At 60.6% G+C, this 18,335-nt stretch carries 17 protein-coding genes; 11 read left to right on the top strand and 6 right to left on the bottom strand.

The window, feature by feature from the left end; genetic code table 11:
- Window positions 1–40: 40 nt before the first annotated feature.
- Window positions 41–658, bottom strand: a complete 618-nt coding sequence (locus tag FHX16_RS15870) for a GNAT family N-acetyltransferase (RefSeq protein WP_183859155.1) — start codon at window positions 656–658, stop codon at window positions 41–43.
- A complete protein-coding gene (locus FHX16_RS15865; RefSeq protein ID WP_183756811.1) occupies window positions 658–2,307 on the bottom strand; it encodes an acyl-CoA dehydrogenase family protein in 1,650 nt (549 codons plus the stop codon). The genes FHX16_RS15870 and FHX16_RS15865 overlap by 1 nt, the downstream gene beginning before the upstream one ends.
- Window positions 2,308–2,488: 181 nt before the next feature.
- Here FHX16_RS15865 and FHX16_RS15860 point away from each other — a divergent pair, with 181 nt between their 5' ends.
- The 4 genes from FHX16_RS15860 to dprA are packed head-to-tail and all read left to right on the top strand — an operon-like array spanning window position 2,489 to window position 6,521.
- Entirely contained in the window at window positions 2,489–3,445 is a 957-nt protein-coding gene (locus tag FHX16_RS15860) for an aspartate carbamoyltransferase catalytic subunit (RefSeq protein ID WP_037127400.1), read from the top strand.
- Complete coding sequence (locus tag FHX16_RS15855) at window positions 3,442–4,731, top strand: dihydroorotase (RefSeq protein WP_183859157.1); 1,290 nt, start codon at window positions 3,442–3,444, stop codon at window positions 4,729–4,731. Before FHX16_RS15860 ends, FHX16_RS15855 begins: the two co-directional genes overlap by 4 nt.
- Window positions 4,732–4,750: 19 nt before the next feature.
- A complete protein-coding gene (gene plsY / locus FHX16_RS15850) occupies window positions 4,751–5,371 on the top strand; it encodes a glycerol-3-phosphate 1-O-acyltransferase PlsY (RefSeq protein WP_183859159.1) in 621 nt (206 codons plus the stop codon).
- Between the two features lies 1 nt (window position 5,372).
- Window positions 5,373–6,521: a DNA-processing protein DprA gene (gene dprA / locus FHX16_RS15845; protein ID WP_183859161.1), complete on the top strand. Its 1,149-nt coding sequence runs from the start codon at window positions 5,373–5,375 to the stop codon at window positions 6,519–6,521.
- Window positions 6,522–6,526: 5 nt separating this feature from the next.
- Here the strand turns inward: dprA and FHX16_RS15840 are convergent, their stop codons facing one another.
- Window positions 6,527–6,706, bottom strand: a complete 180-nt coding sequence (locus FHX16_RS15840; RefSeq protein WP_259129411.1) for a hypothetical protein — start codon at window positions 6,704–6,706, stop codon at window positions 6,527–6,529.
- 258 nt (window positions 6,707–6,964) lie between these two features.
- Between FHX16_RS15840 and topA the strand changes: the two genes are divergently transcribed.
- The 5 genes from topA to rpmG all read left to right on the top strand — a co-directional run bounded on the left by topA (window position 6,965) and on the right by rpmG (window position 14,188).
- On the top strand, window positions 6,965–9,622 hold the full coding sequence (topA, locus tag FHX16_RS15835) for a type I DNA topoisomerase (RefSeq protein ID WP_183860700.1): 2,658 nt from the start codon (window positions 6,965–6,967) through the stop codon (window positions 9,620–9,622).
- Entirely contained in the window at window positions 9,619–11,991 is a 2,373-nt protein-coding gene (rnr, locus tag FHX16_RS15830) for a ribonuclease R (protein ID WP_183859162.1), read from the top strand. The genes topA and rnr overlap by 4 nt, the downstream gene beginning before the upstream one ends.
- Window positions 11,992–12,023: 32 nt before the next feature.
- Window positions 12,024–12,476, top strand: coding sequence for a DUF983 domain-containing protein (locus FHX16_RS15825; RefSeq protein ID WP_183859164.1), 453 nt, complete (start codon window positions 12,024–12,026; stop codon window positions 12,474–12,476).
- Window positions 12,477–12,739: 263 nt separating this feature from the next.
- Entirely contained in the window at window positions 12,740–13,927 is a 1,188-nt protein-coding gene (locus FHX16_RS15820) for an MFS transporter (protein ID WP_183859167.1), read from the top strand.
- A 93-nt stretch (window positions 13,928–14,020) separates the two neighbouring features.
- The gene (gene rpmG, locus FHX16_RS15815; protein ID WP_003587245.1) at window positions 14,021–14,188 is read left to right on the top strand and encodes a 50S ribosomal protein L33; all 168 of its coding nucleotides are present in this window, start codon (window positions 14,021–14,023) and stop codon (window positions 14,186–14,188) included.
- A gap of 688 nt (window positions 14,189–14,876) precedes the next feature.
- Here rpmG and FHX16_RS15810 read toward each other — a convergent pair.
- Window positions 14,877–16,247: a PleD family two-component system response regulator gene (locus FHX16_RS15810; RefSeq protein WP_183859169.1), complete on the bottom strand. Its 1,371-nt coding sequence runs from the start codon at window positions 16,245–16,247 to the stop codon at window positions 14,877–14,879.
- An 18-nt stretch (window positions 16,248–16,265) separates the two neighbouring features.
- On the bottom strand, window positions 16,266–16,637 hold the full coding sequence (locus FHX16_RS15805; RefSeq protein ID WP_007531841.1) for a response regulator: 372 nt from the start codon (window positions 16,635–16,637) through the stop codon (window positions 16,266–16,268).
- A gap of 132 nt (window positions 16,638–16,769) precedes the next feature.
- Here FHX16_RS15805 and FHX16_RS15800 point away from each other — a divergent pair, with 132 nt between their 5' ends.
- Together FHX16_RS15800 and FHX16_RS15795 are read left to right on the top strand one after the other, a co-directional pair.
- Window positions 16,770–17,078, top strand: coding sequence for a DUF3572 domain-containing protein (locus tag FHX16_RS15800; RefSeq protein WP_183859171.1), 309 nt, complete (start codon window positions 16,770–16,772; stop codon window positions 17,076–17,078).
- 2 nt (window positions 17,079–17,080) lie between these two features.
- On the top strand, window positions 17,081–17,752 hold the full coding sequence (locus FHX16_RS15795; RefSeq protein WP_183859173.1) for a hypothetical protein: 672 nt from the start codon (window positions 17,081–17,083) through the stop codon (window positions 17,750–17,752).
- On the opposite strand, the gene FHX16_RS15790 is transcribed toward FHX16_RS15795, so the two are convergent.
- Window positions 17,727–18,314: a GNAT family N-acetyltransferase gene (locus tag FHX16_RS15790; RefSeq protein ID WP_183859175.1), complete on the bottom strand. Its 588-nt coding sequence runs from the start codon at window positions 18,312–18,314 to the stop codon at window positions 17,727–17,729. The two genes, FHX16_RS15795 and FHX16_RS15790, sit on opposite strands and share 26 nt — an antisense overlap.
- Window positions 18,315–18,335 lie beyond the last annotated feature (21 nt).

Raw genomic sequence — 18,335 nt, 5'->3', positions numbered from 1 at the left:
TTCAAAGTGTCACCATACGGTGACATTTAGCTGCCTGCCCTTATAGTCTCTGTCCAAACCAGACCGTTCGGTCGGAAGCGTCGACCAATGGCGGGCCAAGTCGGCTGAACCCGCGGGAGCCCCAAAAACGCAGAGCGCCATAATTGTTAGCATTGGCGCCGAGGTGGACGGCTTCGACGCCGGCCTCTCTTGCATTCGACAGCCATCGGTCGAGGAGCTTCGTGCCCATCCCCTGCCCCTGTAAACGCGGCAGTAGGTTCATGTGGATGTGCGCGGGAAAGGCTTCGACGAGCGCAGCAGGCGCCGAAGACGGATGGTGGATCGCGGAAATGCGTTTCTGATCGGCGTCCCAGTTCTCGGGATCGCCCTCCGGATCGCTGTACGCCCGACGAAGTGCCGGCCACCAATCGCGTTCAAGCCGCTGATCGAATGCAACCGTATCGAACCCGCCGACGATGTAGCCGGCAACTCCTTCGGAGTCCTCTGCCACGAAAGCGGTTTCAGGGCTCAGCAGCACGTAGGGTGCCGAATAAATATGTCCGATCAGCTTGCCGTCGCGGTGCAATTTGGACGCATCGCTGCCGGCGTCGCCCGTCACGAGCGAGATTTGATAGATCTGCTCGAGATCGTCGGTACGGACGGGACGCAGCACAGTCATCAGCTTGCCGGCGGATAGAGAAGATCGACGATGTAGCTGGCGTCGAAGCGCGAATCCAGCATGCCGTAGGTCGAGCGCCAGCCGCCTGCAAGGCGGGTTTCGATGAAGGCATCGGCGATCCGCCCTGCCCCCAGGCGATAGAGTTCGGCGGCACCGGCAGCGAGCGCCAGCTGTTCGACGAGCAGGCGTGCAGCGCCCTCGTCCCGCTCGCAAAGCGCCATGGCGGCGCGCAGCACGTCGATGGTCTTCTTGCCGGCCGGTCCGAGATCGCGCGCGAGACCTGCGAATACCGTTTCGAAAAGGTCCTTGCCGCGGTTCAGGATGCGTAGCACGTCGAGTGCCATGACATTGCCCGAGCCTTCCCAGATCGCGTTAACGGGCGCTTCGCGATAGTGGCGGGCGATCGGGCGCTCCTCGATGTAGCCGCTGCCGCCGATGCATTCCATCGCCTCGTAAATCAGAGATGGCGCAATCTTGCAGCACCAGTATTTTGCGACCGGCGTCATGACGCGGGCGTAGGCCGCCTCTTCGGCGCTGCCGCGTGCCCGATCGAAGGCATCGGCAAGGCGGAAGGACAGCGCCGTCGCAGCCGCCACATCGAGGGCCATATCGGCCAGGACGCGCGTCATGATCGGCTGGCTCACCAGCATCTTTCCGAAAACGCTGCGGCCGCGGGTGTGATGCACGGCCTCGGCCAGCGAAGCGCGCATGATGCCCGAGGAGGCCAGCGCGCAGTCGAGCCGCGTTAATGTCACCATGTCGAGAATAGTGCGGATACCGCCATCCGGCGTGCCGAGCAGGAAGCCGAACGTATCGTTGAATTCGACTTCCGACGAGGCATTGGAGCGATTGCCGACCTTGTCCTTCAGGCGCTGGAAGTGCAGGCCGTTCGCCGAACCATCCTCCAGAAGACGTGGAACGAGGAAGCAGCCCATCCCATCCTTGGTCTGCGCCAGCATCACGAAGGCGTCGCTCATCGGCGCCGACATGAACCACTTGTGGCCGGACAGACGATAGATGCCTTCGCTGACCTTCTCCGCCGTCGTCGTGTTGGCGCGAACGTCGGTGCCGCCCTGCTTCTCGGTCATGCCCATGCCGATCGTCACGGCGGACTTCTGCATGGCAGGCTTGTTGGTGGAATCATATTTGCGCGAGAGGATCTTCGGTGCCCAGTCCTTCTGCACGGCCGGCGAAGCCGAAAGCGCTGCGACCGAGGCACTCGTCATCGTCAGCGGGCAGAGATGGCCGGATTCCAACTGCGCCGTCAGATAGAAGCGCGCTGCCCTAACCTTGTGCGCCTGGTTTTTGGCCTCAGTGTCCGCCTGCGGATCCCAGACAGACGAATGCAGCCCCGACGACATCGAACGGCGCATCAGCGCGTGCCAGGCCGGATGGAACTCGACAACATCGAGCCGCTCGCCGCGCGGACCATGCGTGCGCAGCTGCGGCACGCCCTGATTCGCCATGCGCGCCAGCTCCTGCGCCTCCGGAGAGGTCACGTACCGGCCCATGTTGTCGAGATCGTCGCGGATCCCACGCGGCAGCGTGCCGGTCAGGTCGACGATCAGCGGATCGGACCTGTAGGCGTTGATGCCGGACCACAGGCTCGGCTGGTTGAGTTCGGCAAGTTTCTCTTCGGCGGGCGTCATGAATCGCTTCTAGTGCAAGAGGCAGGCAAAGGGAAACCGGAAGTTACAATTTCCCTGTCCTCTGCAATAGTTGAATTCGGGCAAAATTGCAGGGGGAGACGGGCCTTTGCCCACAGCGCAAGCTTGCCGCCGCCCGGCTCACTCTTTATAGACCCCGCAGACGACAGCAAGAGGCAGGTTCATGGTCTTCTTTCCCCACCGCCACCTCATCGGTATCAAAGGGCTCACCGAGCAGGATATCACCTTTCTCCTCGACAAGGCCGACGAGGCCGTCAAGATCAGCAGGCAGAGAGAGAAGAAAACGTCGACCCTTCGCGGCCTGACTCAGATCAATCTCTTTTTCGAGGCATCGACGCGCACGCAGGCCTCCTTCGAGCTTGCCGGGAAACGTCTCGGCGCCGACGTGATGAACATGTCGGTCGGCAATTCTTCGGTGAAGAAGGGCGAGACCCTGATCGATACGGCAATGACGCTGAACGCGATGCGGCCTGATGTGCTCGTGATCCGCCATTCCAGCGCCGGGGCTGCTGCCCTGCTCGCACAGAAGGTTTCCTGCTCGGTGGTCAATGCCGGCGACGGCCAACATGAGCATCCGACGCAGGCCCTCCTTGACGCTCTGACGATCCGCCGCGCCAAGGGCAAGCTGTCGCGCATTATCGTCGCGATCTGCGGCGACGTGCTGCATTCGCGCGTGGCGCGGTCGAACATCCTATTGCTGAACGCCATGGGCGCACGCGTGCGCGTCGTAGCGCCCGCAACCCTGCTGCCATCAGGTATCGCCGACATGGGCGTTGAGGTCTTCCATTCCATGAAGGAAGGTCTGAAGGACGCCGACGTTGTGATGATGCTGCGTCTGCAGCGCGAGCGCATGTCCGGCGCCTTTGTGCCATCGGTGCGCGAATACTATCACTTCTATGGGCTCGACGCGGAAACGCTAAAAGCGGCGAAGGAAGATGCGCTTGTCATGCATCCCGGCCCGATGAACCGTGGCGTCGAGATCTCCTCCGAGGTCGCGGACGGACCGCAGAGCGTGATTGCCGAACAGGTGGAAATGGGGGTCGCCGTGCGCATGGCCGTCATGGAGACGCTGCTGGTCTCACAGAACCAGGGTCCACGCACCGAAGGAGCCGGCGCATGAAGAACTCGGTCGTCCTCAAGAACGTTCGCATCGTCGACCCCTCGCGCAATCTCGATGAAGTCGGCAGCATCATCGTCAGGGATGGCCTGATCGTTGCGGCCGGCGCGGACGCACAGAACCAGGCAGCGCCCGCCGGTGCCGACGTGCGTGATTGCACCGGCCTCGTCGCTACGCCTGGCCTCGTCGATGCCCGCGTTCATATCGGTGAGCCGGGCGCCGAGCATCGTGAAACGATCGCTTCGGCAAGCCGCGCGGCAGCGGCCGGCGGCGTTACGTCGATCATCATGATGCCGGATACCGATCCCGTCATCGACGACATCGCGCTTGTCGAATTCGTCAAGAAGACGGCGAAGGACAAGGCACTGGTCAACGTCTATCCGGCAGCGGCGATCACGAAACATCTTGCCGGCGAGGAAATGACCGAGATCGGCCTGCTGATGGAAGCCGGCGCCGTCGCGTTTACCGACGGCCGCTCGAGCGTCCACGACACGCAGGTCCTGCGTCGCGTGATGACCTATGCGCGTGAATTCGGCGCCGTCATCTCCTGCGAGACCCGCGACAAATATCTGGGTGCCACCGGGGTCATGCATGAGGGACTGTTTGCCAGCTGGCTCGGTCTCGGGGGTATCCCGAAGGAAGCAGAACTCATCCCGCTCGAACGCGACCTGCGCATCGCCAAGCTGACACGCGGCAACTACCACGCCGCGATGATCTCCGTGCCGGAATCGGTCGAGGCGATCGAGCTTGCCCGCAGCCGTGGTGCGCGCGTTACCTGCGGTATCTCGATCAACAATCTTTCGCTGAACGAAAACGACATCGGCGAATATCGCACCTTCTTCAAGCTCTATCCGCCGCTGCGCTCCGAAGATGATCGTATGGCGATGGTGGATGCGCTGGCGCGCGGTGCGATCGATATCATCGTCTCCTCGCACGACCCGCAGGACGTTGACACGAAACGCCTGCCCTTCGGTGAAGCGGCCGACGGAGCCGTCGGCCTTGAAACGATGCTAGCTGCGGCGCTGCGCCTGCATCACAGCGGCCAGGTCAGCCTGATGCGGCTGATCGATGCCATGTCGACGCGGCCGGCGCAGATTTTCGGCCTCGAGGCCGGCACGCTGAAGCCGGGCGCGAAGGCGGATATTGCGCTGATCGATCTCGATGACCCTTGGCTTGTCTCGAAGGACATGCTTCTTTCCCGCTCGAAGAACACGCCGTTCGAAGACGCTCGCCTCAGCGGGCGCGCTGTTGCGACCTACGTCGCCGGACGCTGCGTGCATACGATATAAAAAGACCACCGGAGGGAACATGGTCTCGGATCTCATGACCTGGCAGATCACGCTGCCGATCGCATTCGCGGCGGCCGCCATTGGCTACCTGCTCGGCTCCATCCCCTTCGGCCTGATCCTGACAAAGGCCGCCGGGCTCGGCGACGTCCGCAGCATCGGGTCTGGCAATATCGGCGCGACCAACGTGCTTAGAACCGGCAACAAGAAGCTTGCAGCCGCAACGCTCCTTCTCGATGCGCTGAAGGCATCGGCCGCAGCTTGGATCGTCGGCTATTTTCTGGGCAACGAAGCAGCGCTGATCGCGGGTTTCTTCGCCTTCATCGGTCACCTCTTCCCGGTCTGGATCGGCTTCAAGGGTGGCAAGGGTGTCGCCACCTACATCGGGACGCTGCTCGGCGTCGCGCCGATCATGGTCCTGGCTTTCGCCGTGGTCTGGCTGGCGGTCGCTTTCACGACCCGGTATTCCTCGCTTGCCGCACTGGTTGCAATGCTTGTCATTCCGGTTGCATTGTGGATACTGGGCGCCGAGAAGGTTGCAGCGGTCATGGCGATCATGACTGTCATCTCCTACTGGAAGCACAAGGCCAACATCTCTCGCCTGATGAGCGGGACGGAAAGCAAGATCGGGGCGAAGGGATAGAATGGACGCTCGCAGCGCAAGGCCAAAAGGAATTGCGCTGACGGAACGCCAACGCATCGCGTGGCTGCGTCTCATCCGCTCCGACAATGTTGGGCCGGCAACCTTTCGCGACCTCATCAACCATTTCGGATCCGCCGAGACGGCGCTGGCCGCTCTGCCCGAACTCTCGGCCCGCGGCGGGGCGACGCGCTCCATCCGGATCGCAACGGAGAGCGAGGCGCACAAGGAGTTGGAAGCCGCGCGGCGCTTCGGCGCCCGATTCGTCGGCATCGGCGAGCCGGACTATCCCCAAGCGCTGAAGCAAGTCGACGGTGCGCCGCCGTTGCTCGCCGTCAAAGGCGATCTCTCGGTTTCCCCGCAGCCGGCCGTCGGCATCGTCGGCTCCCGCAACGCCTCCATTAGCGGCGCCAAGTTCGCCGCGACAATCGCGCGCCAATGCGGCCAAGCAGGCTACGTCGTCGTCTCCGGCCTTGCACGCGGCGTCGACACGGCAGCGCATCGCGCAAGCCTCGACACGGGAACGGTGGCTGCGATGGCCGGAGGTCTGGACCAACCCTATCCGCCGGAGAATGCCGGTCTGCTTGACACCATCTGGAATGGCAACGGGCTTGCCATCAGCGAAATGCCATTCGGCTGGGAGCCGCGCGCACGCGACTTTCCACGCAGAAACCGGCTTATCGCCGGCGTTTCGCTGGGCGTCGTTGTCGTCGAAGCGGCGATGCGCTCGGGTTCGCTGATCACGGCAAGGCTGGCCGGCGACTTCGGCAGGCTGGTTTTCGCGGTGCCGGGTTCACCGCTCGATCCCCGGTGTCATGGCACCAATGGATTGCTGAAAGACGGTGCGATGATTGTCACGACACCGGATGACGTCACCGAAGCTCTGGCACCACTCTCACAGATCGAACGCTACTCCGCGCCGGTCGCCGAGGAGCCGGAACGCGACGGCGGCCGCTCCATGCTCCCGCCTGATGATTCCGATCGCTCGCTTATCGTCGATGCACTCGGGCCGACGCCGGTCGAGATCGACGACGTCATCCGCCATACCGGTTTGCCGGCGGCTTCGGTCTATCTCGTCCTGCTGGAGCTTGATATCGCCGGACGGCTTCATCGCCATCCCGGCGGTTTCGTCTCTCTTGCCATGGGCGACTGAGATCCCTACGTCCGGGCCTGAAGATCGCCGGCCTCCACATAGGCCATCTCGATCAGATAGCAGAGCATATCGGCGTTCTCTTTTTCCGCCACCCGCCGCAACTCAGCGAGCATCTGCCTGATGAAGGCGATGTTCTCATGCGAGCCGGATCGTCCGGTATCTTTCTTTGCGAACTTGGCCGCCATGGGATAGTCTCTGACGAAAGAGAGGCGCTGCCTTTCGGCTAGCCCGAACCACACTTCAAAAACGATACCTCAATTATCAGAAATTGCAATAAGTTTACGATCTCGTATTGGTTGTATCGCGTTGTAATGCGTAAAAATGCAGTCAGACCACTTGACCGAAACGAATTCCCTGTCCATGTCGAAGAGCCGGCTATCTGGACACGGCAGGGATTCCATCTGCTTATCCGCCGGCTTGGCACGTTTTTTTAGAGAATCATGATGAATGTTGTAGTGGTAGAATCGCCTGCCAAGGCAAAGACGATCAACAAGTATCTGGGCTCCGGATACAAGGTGCTCGCCTCCTTCGGCCATGTCCGCGATCTGCCTGCCAAGGACGGCTCGGTTCTTCCGGATCAGGATTTCGAAATGCTGTGGGAGGTCGACGGCGCATCGGCCAAGCGGCTGAAGGATATCGCCGACGCGGTGAAGTCGTCCGACAGCCTATTCCTCGCAACCGACCCGGACCGCGAGGGTGAAGCGATTTCCTGGCACGTCCTCGACATGCTGAACAAGAAGCGCGTCCTGAGCGGCAAGACCGTGAAGCGGGTCGTTTTCAATGCGATCACGAAGAAGGCCGTCCTCGATGCCATGGCGGAGCCACGCGACATCGACGTGCCGCTCGTCGATGCGTATCTCGCTCGCCGTGCCCTCGACTATCTCGTCGGCTTCAACCTGTCGCCAGTTCTCTGGCGCAAGCTCCCGGGCGCACGTTCGGCCGGCCGCGTTCAGTCGGTGGCGCTGCGTCTGGTGTGCGATCGTGAGTCCGAAATCGAGCGCTTCATCTCCGAGGAGTACTGGAACCTTTCGGTTCTCCTGAAGACGCCACGGGGCGACGAGTTCGAAGCAAAACTGGTTGCAGCGAATGGCAAGCGGTTGCAGGCTCGTTCGATCGGAAACGGCGAAGAAGCCGGCAAGCTCAAGGCCCTTCTGGAAGGCGCGAGCTATGCCGTCGACACGGTCGAGGCAAAGCCGGTCAAGCGCAACCCGGGACCACCCTTCACAACCTCCACACTGCAGCAGGCGGCGTCCTCGAAGCTCGGCTTTTCAGCGTCCCGGACCATGCAGGTTGCCCAGAAGCTCTACGAGGGTGTCGACATCGGCGGCGAGACGGTCGGTCTGATCACCTACATGCGTACGGATGGCGTTCAGATGGCGCCCGAAGCCATCGATGCGGCGCGGAGCGCAATCGTCGATCAATTCGGCCAACGCTATCTGCCGGAGAAGGCTCGCTTCTATTCCACCAAGGCCAAGAACGCCCAGGAAGCACACGAGGCGATCCGCCCGACCGATTTCAATCGCTCGCCCGACCGCGTGCGGCAGTTCCTCGATGCCGACCAGTTGAGGCTTTACGACCTTGTCTGGAAGCGCGGCATCGCGAGCCAGATGGCCTCGGCTGAAATCGAGCGTACCACGGCTGAGATCACCGCCGACAACAAGGGCGAGAAAGCCGGTCTGCGCGCTGTCGGCTCGGTGATCCGTTTCGACGGCTTCATCGCCGCCTATACCGACCAGAAGGAAGACGGCGAACAGAGCGACGACGGTGACGAGGATGGTCGTCTGCCCGAGATCAATGCCCGCGAGAACCTCGCAAAGCAGAAGATCAATTCGACCCAGCACTTCACCGAACCGCCGCCGCGCTATTCGGAAGCATCGCTAATCAAGAAGATGGAAGAGCTCGGCATTGGGCGTCCGTCGACTTACGCTGCGACGCTGGCGACCTTGCGCGATCGCGAGTACGTCACCATCGACAAGCGCAAGCTCATTCCGCAGGCCAAGGGCCGGCTGGTGACGGCCTTCCTCGAAAGCTTCTTCACCAAATACGTCGAATACGATTTCACCGCTGATCTTGAAGAGAAGCTAGACCGGATCTCGGCCGGGGAGCTGAACTGGAAGCAGGTGCTGCGCGATTTCTGGAAGGATTTCTTCTCCCAGATCGAGGATACGAAGGAACTTCGCGTCACCAACGTTCTCGACTCGCTTAACGAAGCGCTGGCGCCACTCGTTTTCCCGAAGCGGGAAGATGGCGGCGACCCGCGCATCTGCCAGGTTTGCGGCACAGGCAACCTTTCGCTGAAGCTCGGAAAGTATGGCGCCTTCGTCGGTTGCTCGAACTATCCCGAATGCAACTATACCCGTCAGCTTTCATCCGAAGGTGGTTCGGAAGCCGAAGGCGTTGCGCTGAACGAGCCGAAGAACCTCGGCACCGATCCGGTGACCGGTGAAGAGCTTACGCTGCGTTCGGGCCGCTTCGGCCCCTACATCCAGCGCGGTGATGGCAAGGAAGCAAAGCGTTCCTCGCTGCCGAAGGGCTGGAAACCCGAGGATATCGACTACGAGAAGGCGATGGCGCTGATTTCGCTGCCACGCGATATCGGCAAGCACCCGGAAACCGGCAAGATGATTTCTTCCGGCATCGGTCGCTATGGGCCGTTCCTGTTGCATGACGGCGGCTACGCCAACCTCGAAAGCGTCGAAGACGTCTTCTCGATCGGGCTCAACCGCGCTGTGACCGTGATTGCCGACAAGGCGAGCAAGGGCCCTGCCGGACGCGGCCGGACTGCAGCGGCAGCGTTGAAGGAACTGGGCGACCATCCGGATGGCGGTGCGATCACCGTTCGCGACGGCAAGTATGGTCCCTACGTGAACTGGGGCAAGGTCAATGCGACCCTGCCGAAGGGCACCGATCCGCAGGCCCTGACTGTCGAGGAAGCGCTGGCGCTGATCACCGCCAAGGCAGGCAAGGCACCGGCATCGAAGAGCAAGGCAAAACCGAAGGCGAAGGCCGCCTCGGCTGAAACCAAGACTACCAAGACCGCCGCCAAGCCGAAAACGACCAAAGCCAAGGCGCCGGCAAAGACGAAGAAGAGCAAAGAGTGAGCAAAATCCCGCGGGAAAGAATGAAGGGCATGGGCAAGCGTCCCGGCAAGATCGGACGCGCCAGCCAGCAACCCGCAGCCGAACCGCTGAACATCGCCCACGGGGCCCTGCCCTCCCGCGAAGTGATTCTGCGCTTTATCGCCGACCATCCGCAGAAGGCGTCGAAGCGCGAGCTTGCGAAGGCCTTCGGACTGAAAGGCGACAACCGCGTCGAACTGAAGCACCTCCTGCGCGAACTGGAGCAGGAAGGAATGCTCCAGAAGACGCGCAAGTCGCTGATCCGGCCGGGCGCCCTGCCGCCCGTCACAGTGCTCGACATCACGACGCGCGACAAGGACGGCGAACTGATCGGCCGTCCGGCGGAGTGGCCGGAGGAGATGGGGGTTGCGCCCGCCGTCGCCATCCGCCAGTCGACATCGGCAGCAGGTCGCAACGGCAAGGGCAAGGCTCCTGTCGCCGGCATGGGCGACCGAATCCTCGCGAAGATCTTTCCGGCCTCTGATCGCGGCGGCCCGGCCTACACCGCGCGCATCATCAAGATTTTGGACAAGCGCCGCGGCGCGTTGCTCGGCGTCTTCAAGGATGCACCTGGTGGTGCCGGTCGTCTGCTGCCGATCGAGCGGCGCGGCGAGGAAATGGTGATCGACCCCGAGTACAAGGGCGAGGCCAAGGACGGCGATCTTGTCGAGGTCGAAGTTGCCCGTCTCGGTCGATTCGGCCTGCCGCGCGCCAAGGTGCTCTCGATCATCGGTTCCGTCGCATCCGAGAAGGCGATCTCGATGATCGCCATCCATGCCCATGGCATCCCTTATACATTCCCGCCTGCTGTCGTCGCCGAAGCCGACGATGCCAAGCCCGCGACGATGTCGCATCGCGAGGACTGGCGCGATGTGCCGCTGATCACCATCGATCCGGCTGACGCCAAGGACCATGACGACGCCGTCTATGCCGAGGCGGATCCCTCGCCCGATAATCCGGATGGCGTCATCGTTACTGTCGCCATCGCCGACGTCTCCTATTACGTTCGCCCGAACTCTCCGCTCGATCGCGAAGCGCTGAAGCGCGGCAACTCGGTCTATTTCCCGGACCGGGTCGTGCCGATGTTGCCGGAGCGCATCTCGAACGATCTCTGCTCGTTGAGAGAAGGTCAGGACCGGCCGGCGCTTGCCGTTCGCATGATGTTTTCGAAGGAAGGCCGAAAGATCGGCCATACCTTCCATCGCGTGATGATGAAGAGCGCGGCAAAGCTCTCCTACCAGCAGGCGCAGGCGGCGATCGACGGCACGCCTGACGATAAGACGGGACCGCTTCTCGAACCGATCCTGAAGCCGCTTTGGAATGCCTACCGGATCATGACGCTCGGTCGTGGGCGCCGGCAACCGCTCGAGCTCGACATGCCGGAGCGCAAGATCCTGCTGAAGCCTGACGGCACCGTGGACCGCGTTGTCGTGCCGCCACGCCTCGACGCGCACAAGCTGATCGAAGAAATGATGATCCAGGCCAACGTTTCGGCAGCCGAGACGCTGGAGAAGAAGCGGCAGGTGCTGATCTACCGCATCCATGACGGCCCGACGCTCGCCAAGCAGGAAGTGCTGCGCGAGTTCCTGGCAACGCTTGGCATATCGCTTCCCAAGGGCGGCAACATGCGCGCCAACAATTTCAACATGATCCTCGCCAAGGCGGACGACACGCCGCACCAGACGATGGTCAACGAGATGGTGCTTCGCTCGCAGAGCCAGGCTATCTACAGCCCGGAGAATATCGGGCACTTCGGCCTGAACCTGATGAAATACGCGCACTTCACCTCGCCGATCCGCCGTTATGCGGACCTGATCGTGCACCGTGCACTGGTCGGCTCGCTCGGTTTCGGTGAAGGCGGCATCACGCCCGACGAAGAAGCCGCACTCGACGATATTGCCGCAGAGATCTCGACTTTCGAGCGCCGCGCCATGGCCGCCGAGCGCGAAACGGTGGACCGCCTGATTGCGCATCATCTTGCCGGCCGTATCGGCGAGGAATTCCAAGGACGCGTATCAGGTGTGACGAAATCGGGACTATTTGTCACCCTCCCGGACTATGGAGCGGATGGCTTCGTTCCTATATCTACGCTCGGAACGGACTACTTCATCTATGATGAGGCGCATCAGGCATTGTCTGGCGAAAAGACCGGGCTTGGGTATCGCCTCGGCGACGACGTCACGGTCAAGCTCGCAGAGGCTATTCCGCTTGCCGGTGCGCTGCGTTTCGAGGTGATCAGCGAAGGGCGAAAGATGCCGGCCGCTGTGCGTTCGTTCCATAAGGCTGGCCGGCGCGACGCAAGCCGCGCGCGCAAGCAGGCCGGAACGAGGCCGCCAAGAGGGCGGCGATAGGCGTGTAGGGACGCCGCGAAAGGAAACGGACGATGACGACCACTTCCAGCGACCAGCCAATCCGTTACGGAAGCAGTGAAGAGGTGGAACGTCCGCTCGGCCGTTCTATCAAGCGCGGTATGCTGAACACCTGCCCCAACTGCGGCAGCGGCAAACTGTTCAAGAGCTTCCTGAAGCCGGTGGACAATTGCGCCGCCTGCGGCGAGGCCATGTACCATCATCGCGCGGACGACCTGCCGCCCTATCTTGCCATCGTCATTATCGGCCACCTCATCATCGGTGGCTACATGGCGACTGACCTCGTCTGGCCCATGCCGCTCTGGCTGACCTTTACAATCTGGGCGCCGATCACGGTCCTTGCCGCTCTGCTAGTCATCCAGCCAATCAAGGGCGGTGTTATCGGCCTGCAATGGGCACAGCGCATGCACGGCTTCGGCGGGCACGGCGATGACGAGGAATACGAGATTCCCGGCCGCAACCGGTGAGCACCGCCCACCTTCACCTTCACGACACAATTGACGTGTAGTGGCACGCCCCAACTGCCCTGCTGTTCAGCGGCCGCAGGGCGAAATCTTAGGCGTATTCGGTAAGCTTCTTTGATTGAATCAATTCAAGATCATCCAGGTTATTGCCGCCAGCGCGTTTCATCTTGTAAAGCACAGCCGTCATTTGGATTTGGCACTACCGTGCCTTTCTATGGTGCTTTGCGGTGAGCGATTCTCCGCAGCCAGTCTCTAAGGATGGATACATGTCTCAGCCGCGAAACGGCACAACACCAGGCGATGTCGAGGAAATCCATTGGCCTTCCCTGGTGGCAGCCGTCTCGTCCATCTCGGCTGTCGGCATAGCAATCGGCCTCGGACTTCCACTTCTCAGCATCATTCTCGAAAAGCGCGGCATTCCCTCGACGCTTATTGGACTGAATACGGCGATGGCGGGCGTTGCCGCGATGGCGGCGGCTCCGATCACCACGAAGCTGGCACACAAATACGGCGTCGCTCCGACCATGATATGGGCCGTGCTGATCTCAGCCGTAAGTGCGCTTGGGTTCTACTATGCCCAGGATTTCTGGATGTGGTTTCCGCTGCGTTTCGCCTTTCACGGCGCAACAACGACGCTGTTCATCCTGTCGGAATTCTGGATCAACGCAGCCTCGCCGCCCTCCAAACGGGGCTTTGTGCTCGGGATCTATGCCACCGTTCTCTCACTGGGGTTTGCGGGCGGACCACTGCTCTTTTCTATTCTTGGCAGCGATGGCGTGCTGCCGTTTGCCGTCGGCGCCTGTGCCGTCCTACTGGCTGCCATTCCGATCTATATCGCACGGTACGAGAGCCCGGTCCTCGAAGAGAAGCCGGAACTGCATTTCATGCGCTATGTCTTCTTGGTACCGAGCGCAACGGCTGCCGTCTTCATCTTCGGTGCCGTCGAAGCCGGTGGCCTGGCGCTGTTCCCGATTTACGCAGTGCGCGCCGCCTTTACCGAATCGCAGGCAGCCCTGCTGCTGACGGTAATGGGAATCGGTAATGTGATCTTTCAGATCCCCGTCGGCTTGCTTTCAGACCGGATGAAGGACAAGCGACCGCTGCTGGCCGCTATGGCCTTCATGGGCCTGATCGGTTCTCTGATGCTGCCGATCCTCGTTCACAGCTGGGTTCTGATGGCTGCGGTTCTGCTCTTCTGGGGCGGCTGTGTCGCAGGGCTCTATACCGTTGGCCTCAGTCACTTGGGCTCGCGCCTGACCGGTTCGGACCTTGCTGCCGCCAACGCGGCCTTTGTGTTCTGTTATGCAGTAGGGACCGTGGCTGGGCCGCAGGTGATCGGCGCCGCCATCGACGTTGCCGGCAACGACGGTTTCGCCTGGGCAATCGCCGGATTCTTCGGCCTTTATGCCCTGCTTTCCTCCATCAGACTGCTTTTCCTCCGAAAGCGGGCTTGACTTTTCGAGCGAGATTCGTAGTTTCGCGCCAGAATTTGCCGTGGAGCCAATCCGGCCTGCCACGGCTTTCATTTTATTGAAGGCAGGACGACCATGGCCAAGGCTACCACAATCAAGATCAAGCTTCTGTCGACGGCCGACACCGGTTTCTTCTACGTCACGACGAAGAACAGCCGCACGATGACCGACAAGATGACGAAGACCAAGTACGACCCGATTGCTAAGAAGCACGTCGAGTTCAAGGAAACCAAGATCAAGTAATCACCTGATCTGACGTTCTTCAAAAAGGCGCGCGCCCATGGCTGCGCGCCTTTTTGTTTGCCGGCTCTACAGGTTTGGTCTCGATGCCAGAAAACAGAAACGCCGTCCTTCCCGAAAATGCGGAACGGACGGCGTTTTCTTGAAAGGGGGTCGACCAGCAAGCAACGCGGCACGAGGAACCGCTGAATGTTGCAAACCAGCCGACCGACCCCACGACCCAGGAGATGCGGCGGACCTGAGCATCATGGGGTATCTCGGACTCCTCACACGGAGTGCTTATCTCTTATGTGCCGATAATTTGCTCGAAAATGAAAGAAAATCAACAAATTCTTAATGGTTAGATTTCCGAGGTTGATTTTATGGTTAAAAGTACGGCTTTGGGACAGCTTTTAGACCGCCGAATCGGATACATTGGCAAGAATAGCGCCAAATTGGCAAAGAATGGCGGAACTATAGACCAATAGTATTAGCCTACTTGGCCGCGGCCAGCAGGTCAGTTCGCGTCACTATTTCCGTATAATGCCGGCTAATATGATTAATCCTCACATCTGTCCTAGGCCGGCGACGGATCTGCTTGTGACGATATCGAATGCCAATAAATCAACGTTTCAAGCGACCGGCTATGCAGTCAAATTACTTGGCTGGTTCGCAGCTGTGGATGACACGAAATGTCTCATGGAAGCGTTATTCAAGCCGCCGCGACGACACGATTCCGGCCGCCCGTTTTTGCTTCATACAGTGCGAGATCGGCCTGCTTCATCAACTGTCCTGGAGTGATGACGGAGGAGATCCTTGACGAAATTCCGAACGAAGCGGTAACGCTCAATTCCTGCCCTGATGACTTCAGCAAGAACGGCACTGTCTCGACCGCGGAACGCAGCCGCTCCGCGACAGCCGCGGCTATCTCGGGCGACGTGTCAGGCATGACGACCACGAATTCTTCGCCACCATAGCGGCAGGCAAGATCGGCACCGCGGACGGTGGAGCGAATGCGGCTCGCAAACTCCCGCAGCACATCATCGCCGGCATCGTGCCCGTAAGTGTCGTTGACCTGTTTGAAGCGATCGATGTCGGTGATCAACACGGACAGCGGGCGGCCCCGTGCCATCGATCGATTGAAGAGTGTGCTCAGGTGATTATCCAGGTAGCGACGGTTGCTAAGCCCGGTCAGTGGATCTGTGACCGCGAGTTCGATTGTCTGCTTCACGCTTGCGCGCAGGCGATCATTGTAACGCTTGCGGCGCATTTGCGTGAGGCTGCGAGCCACCAGTTCGTTGGGATCGACCGGCCTTACGATATAGTCGTTGACGCCGAGTTCCAGCGCCCGGATCACCATGTCGTCATCGCCCTGCTCGGTGATGATCAAGATGGGCAGAAAACGCGTGCGCTCCAGCGAGCGAAGCTGAGAGCACAGGCGGAGCGGATCGTAGTCGTCAAAGTTGGCATTGACGATGACCAGCTCAAACGGATTTTCCGAGGCCTCGAAGAGCGCGGCTTGTGGGTCCGAAATCGCCGAGACATCGGCGACAGGCTTCAGGGCCTTGATGATGCGCTCCTGGGAATTGGCACGCCCATCAACCAGCAGCACTTGGCCAGATTCATCGCTCCGCCCCTCGCCCGAACGGAGCAGCTCGTCGATCCCCATAGTATGGGCAGTCTCGGCGCGAATGCGCAATTCGTCGCTGAGCGTCTTCAGCCTCAGGAGGCTTTTCACCCGGGAAATAAGTTGAAGGTCGTTGACCGGCTTGGTGAGAAAATCATCGGCGCCGGCCTTAAGGCCACGCACGCGGTCGGTCGGCTGATCCAGTGCGGTTACCATGACCACGGGTATGTGCGCGGTCTTTGGATTGGCTTTCAGCCGCTCGCATACTTCGAAGCCGTCCATCCCTGGCATCATGATATCGAGAAGGACGAGATCGACCTGGTTACGCTCGCAGATTGCCAGCGCCTGATAGCCGTCACTGGCGGTCAATACGTCGAAATACTCGGCAACTAGCCGAGCCTCGAGCAACTTGACGTTGGCCGGAATGTCATCAACCACGAGAATGCGCGCAGTCATAGGCTTCTTTCCGATGCGTCAAGCATCGCCCAGATAGGTCTTGATCGTCTCAATGAATTTAGGAACGGAAATAGGTTTCGAGACATAGGCCTCGCAACCGCCTTGGCGAATGCGCTCCTCGTCCCCCTTCATGGCAAATGCTGTAACGGCGATAACGGGAATGACGTGCAGATCATCGTCTTCCTTCAGCCATTTGGTGACCTCGAGACCAGAAACCTCGGGGAGTTGAATATCCATCAAGATCAGATCGGGCCGGTATTTGCGCGCGAGATCGAGCGCTTCCATGCCGTTTCGGGTCTGAATCGTCGTGTAGCCGGACGCCTCGATAAGGTCGCGAAAGAGCTTCATGTTGAGCTCGTTGTCTTCTACAATCATTACCTGCTTGGGCATGACACGCGTCCTACGTCTGTTCTGGTACCGCTTCCCCGCATGAAGAAGACTTCTGCGATGGCATGGTTCCATAGAACCGATGGCTGCACACTATCGGTATTTGGTTGAAAAATAGGTAACTTACCCAGAGAAATGCAAAGCAACTTCAAGACTTCGAAACAACTCGCTGCCGATCCGCAGCAGACCGCGATCGCCGTGCTTGCCTGGCTTGCCAACGAACCGGATTTGTTCGGCCGTTTCCTTGCATTGACCGGCGTCGAGCCGGCGCAGGTGCGCCACGCGATCAACGATCCTGGGTTTCTTTCCGGTATGATGGACTTCATCATGCAGCACGAGCCAACGGCGATGGCCTTTTGCCAGGCGACCGGCACCGCGCCCGACGCATTGAATGCGGCATGGCTGCATTTTTCGCCGCCGGGACTTGGCTCGGGAGAATATTGAGCATGGATTTTGCAACTAGCGTCGGCCAGGTGCGGCTCGCCGACCGGCCTTTGGTCGTCTGCGACATTGACGAAGTGGTCCTTGAGTTCCTCACTCCGTTTACCGCTTTCCTGCGCTCGCACAATTACGACCTCCTGCCTCGGTCGTTCCGCCTCTACGGCAATATCGTATCGCTCCTCGACGGCAGCGAATTGGACAGAGCCTCGGTCGATTCGTTTGAGGAAATGTTCTTCGCGAACCAGCACCTCTGGCAGAAGCCGGCGGAAAAGGCCGTCGAAACACTGCAGTCGCTTTCGGTCGACGCCGACATCGTCTTCTTGACCGCGATGCCGCCTCGGCACCACGGCATCCGGCGCGAATTTCTCAATCAACTCGACCTCTCTTTCGACCTGATCGCCACCGAGGAGCCCAAGGGCCCTGTCGTGGCAACACTGCATGATCGCCGAAGCCTGCCGGTTGCCTTCATCGATGATATGCAACGCAATCTCCTTTCCGTTGCCGATCACGTGCCCGACTGCCTGCTCCTGACCATGATGGCTAACGCCGACTTCAAGCCGTTCGCGCCGCCGCCTGTTGGAAGCATCGTAGAGGCGGCCGGCTGGGGCCACGCCGCAGAGTTACTAAGGGCACATTTCGCGGCGGATGTTCTCACGAGCGCAAATCCAGCCGCATAAGCGGTCGGCCATCCTTGCGTTTTGCCACGGTCTCGAATCCGGCAGCTTCGAAAACCGCGGTCGAGCCAGTACAGAGCGTCACCGATTTCGATTGCTTGACGTGGTCGATCGGACAGCCTTCAAGATAGCGAGCGCCGTGGCGTCGGGCATAATCGATCGCACCGGCAAGGAGACGGTGGCTTAGCCCCTGCCCCCGCATATGCGACGTCAGGAAGAAACAGCTCACCGCCCAGAACGACGGATCGTGCGCATCCGCATCCTCGACCGGTCGCGAAACCGTCCGCGGCGAATTGAATTGCGGCACGTCGTACCGCGGCCCGACCTGAACCCAGGCGACGGGTTCGTCATCGTCATAGGCCAGAATGCCCGGTGGCGGCCCGACGGCTATCCGGCCGAGCATATGCGATTTCCGGTCATCCGGCCCCATTTTGGTGCGGACGGAATGAGGCAAGCGAAGCGCAACACACCAGCAATCATAAAAGGCTCCACGGGGACCGAAGAGCCGTTCGAAGTCAGTCCAACGGTCTGCCGTCACCGGCTCGAAACGGAGATCGATGTCCAATGCAAACCTCCCAGCCTCTCT

Origin of the sequence: Rhizobium sp. BK661 (assembly GCF_024808825.1) — a bacterium.
GTDB lineage: Bacteria > Pseudomonadota > Alphaproteobacteria > Rhizobiales > Rhizobiaceae > Rhizobium.
Note: the sequence above shows the minus strand (reverse complement) of the source record. Positions and strands in the feature narration are given on the sequence as shown.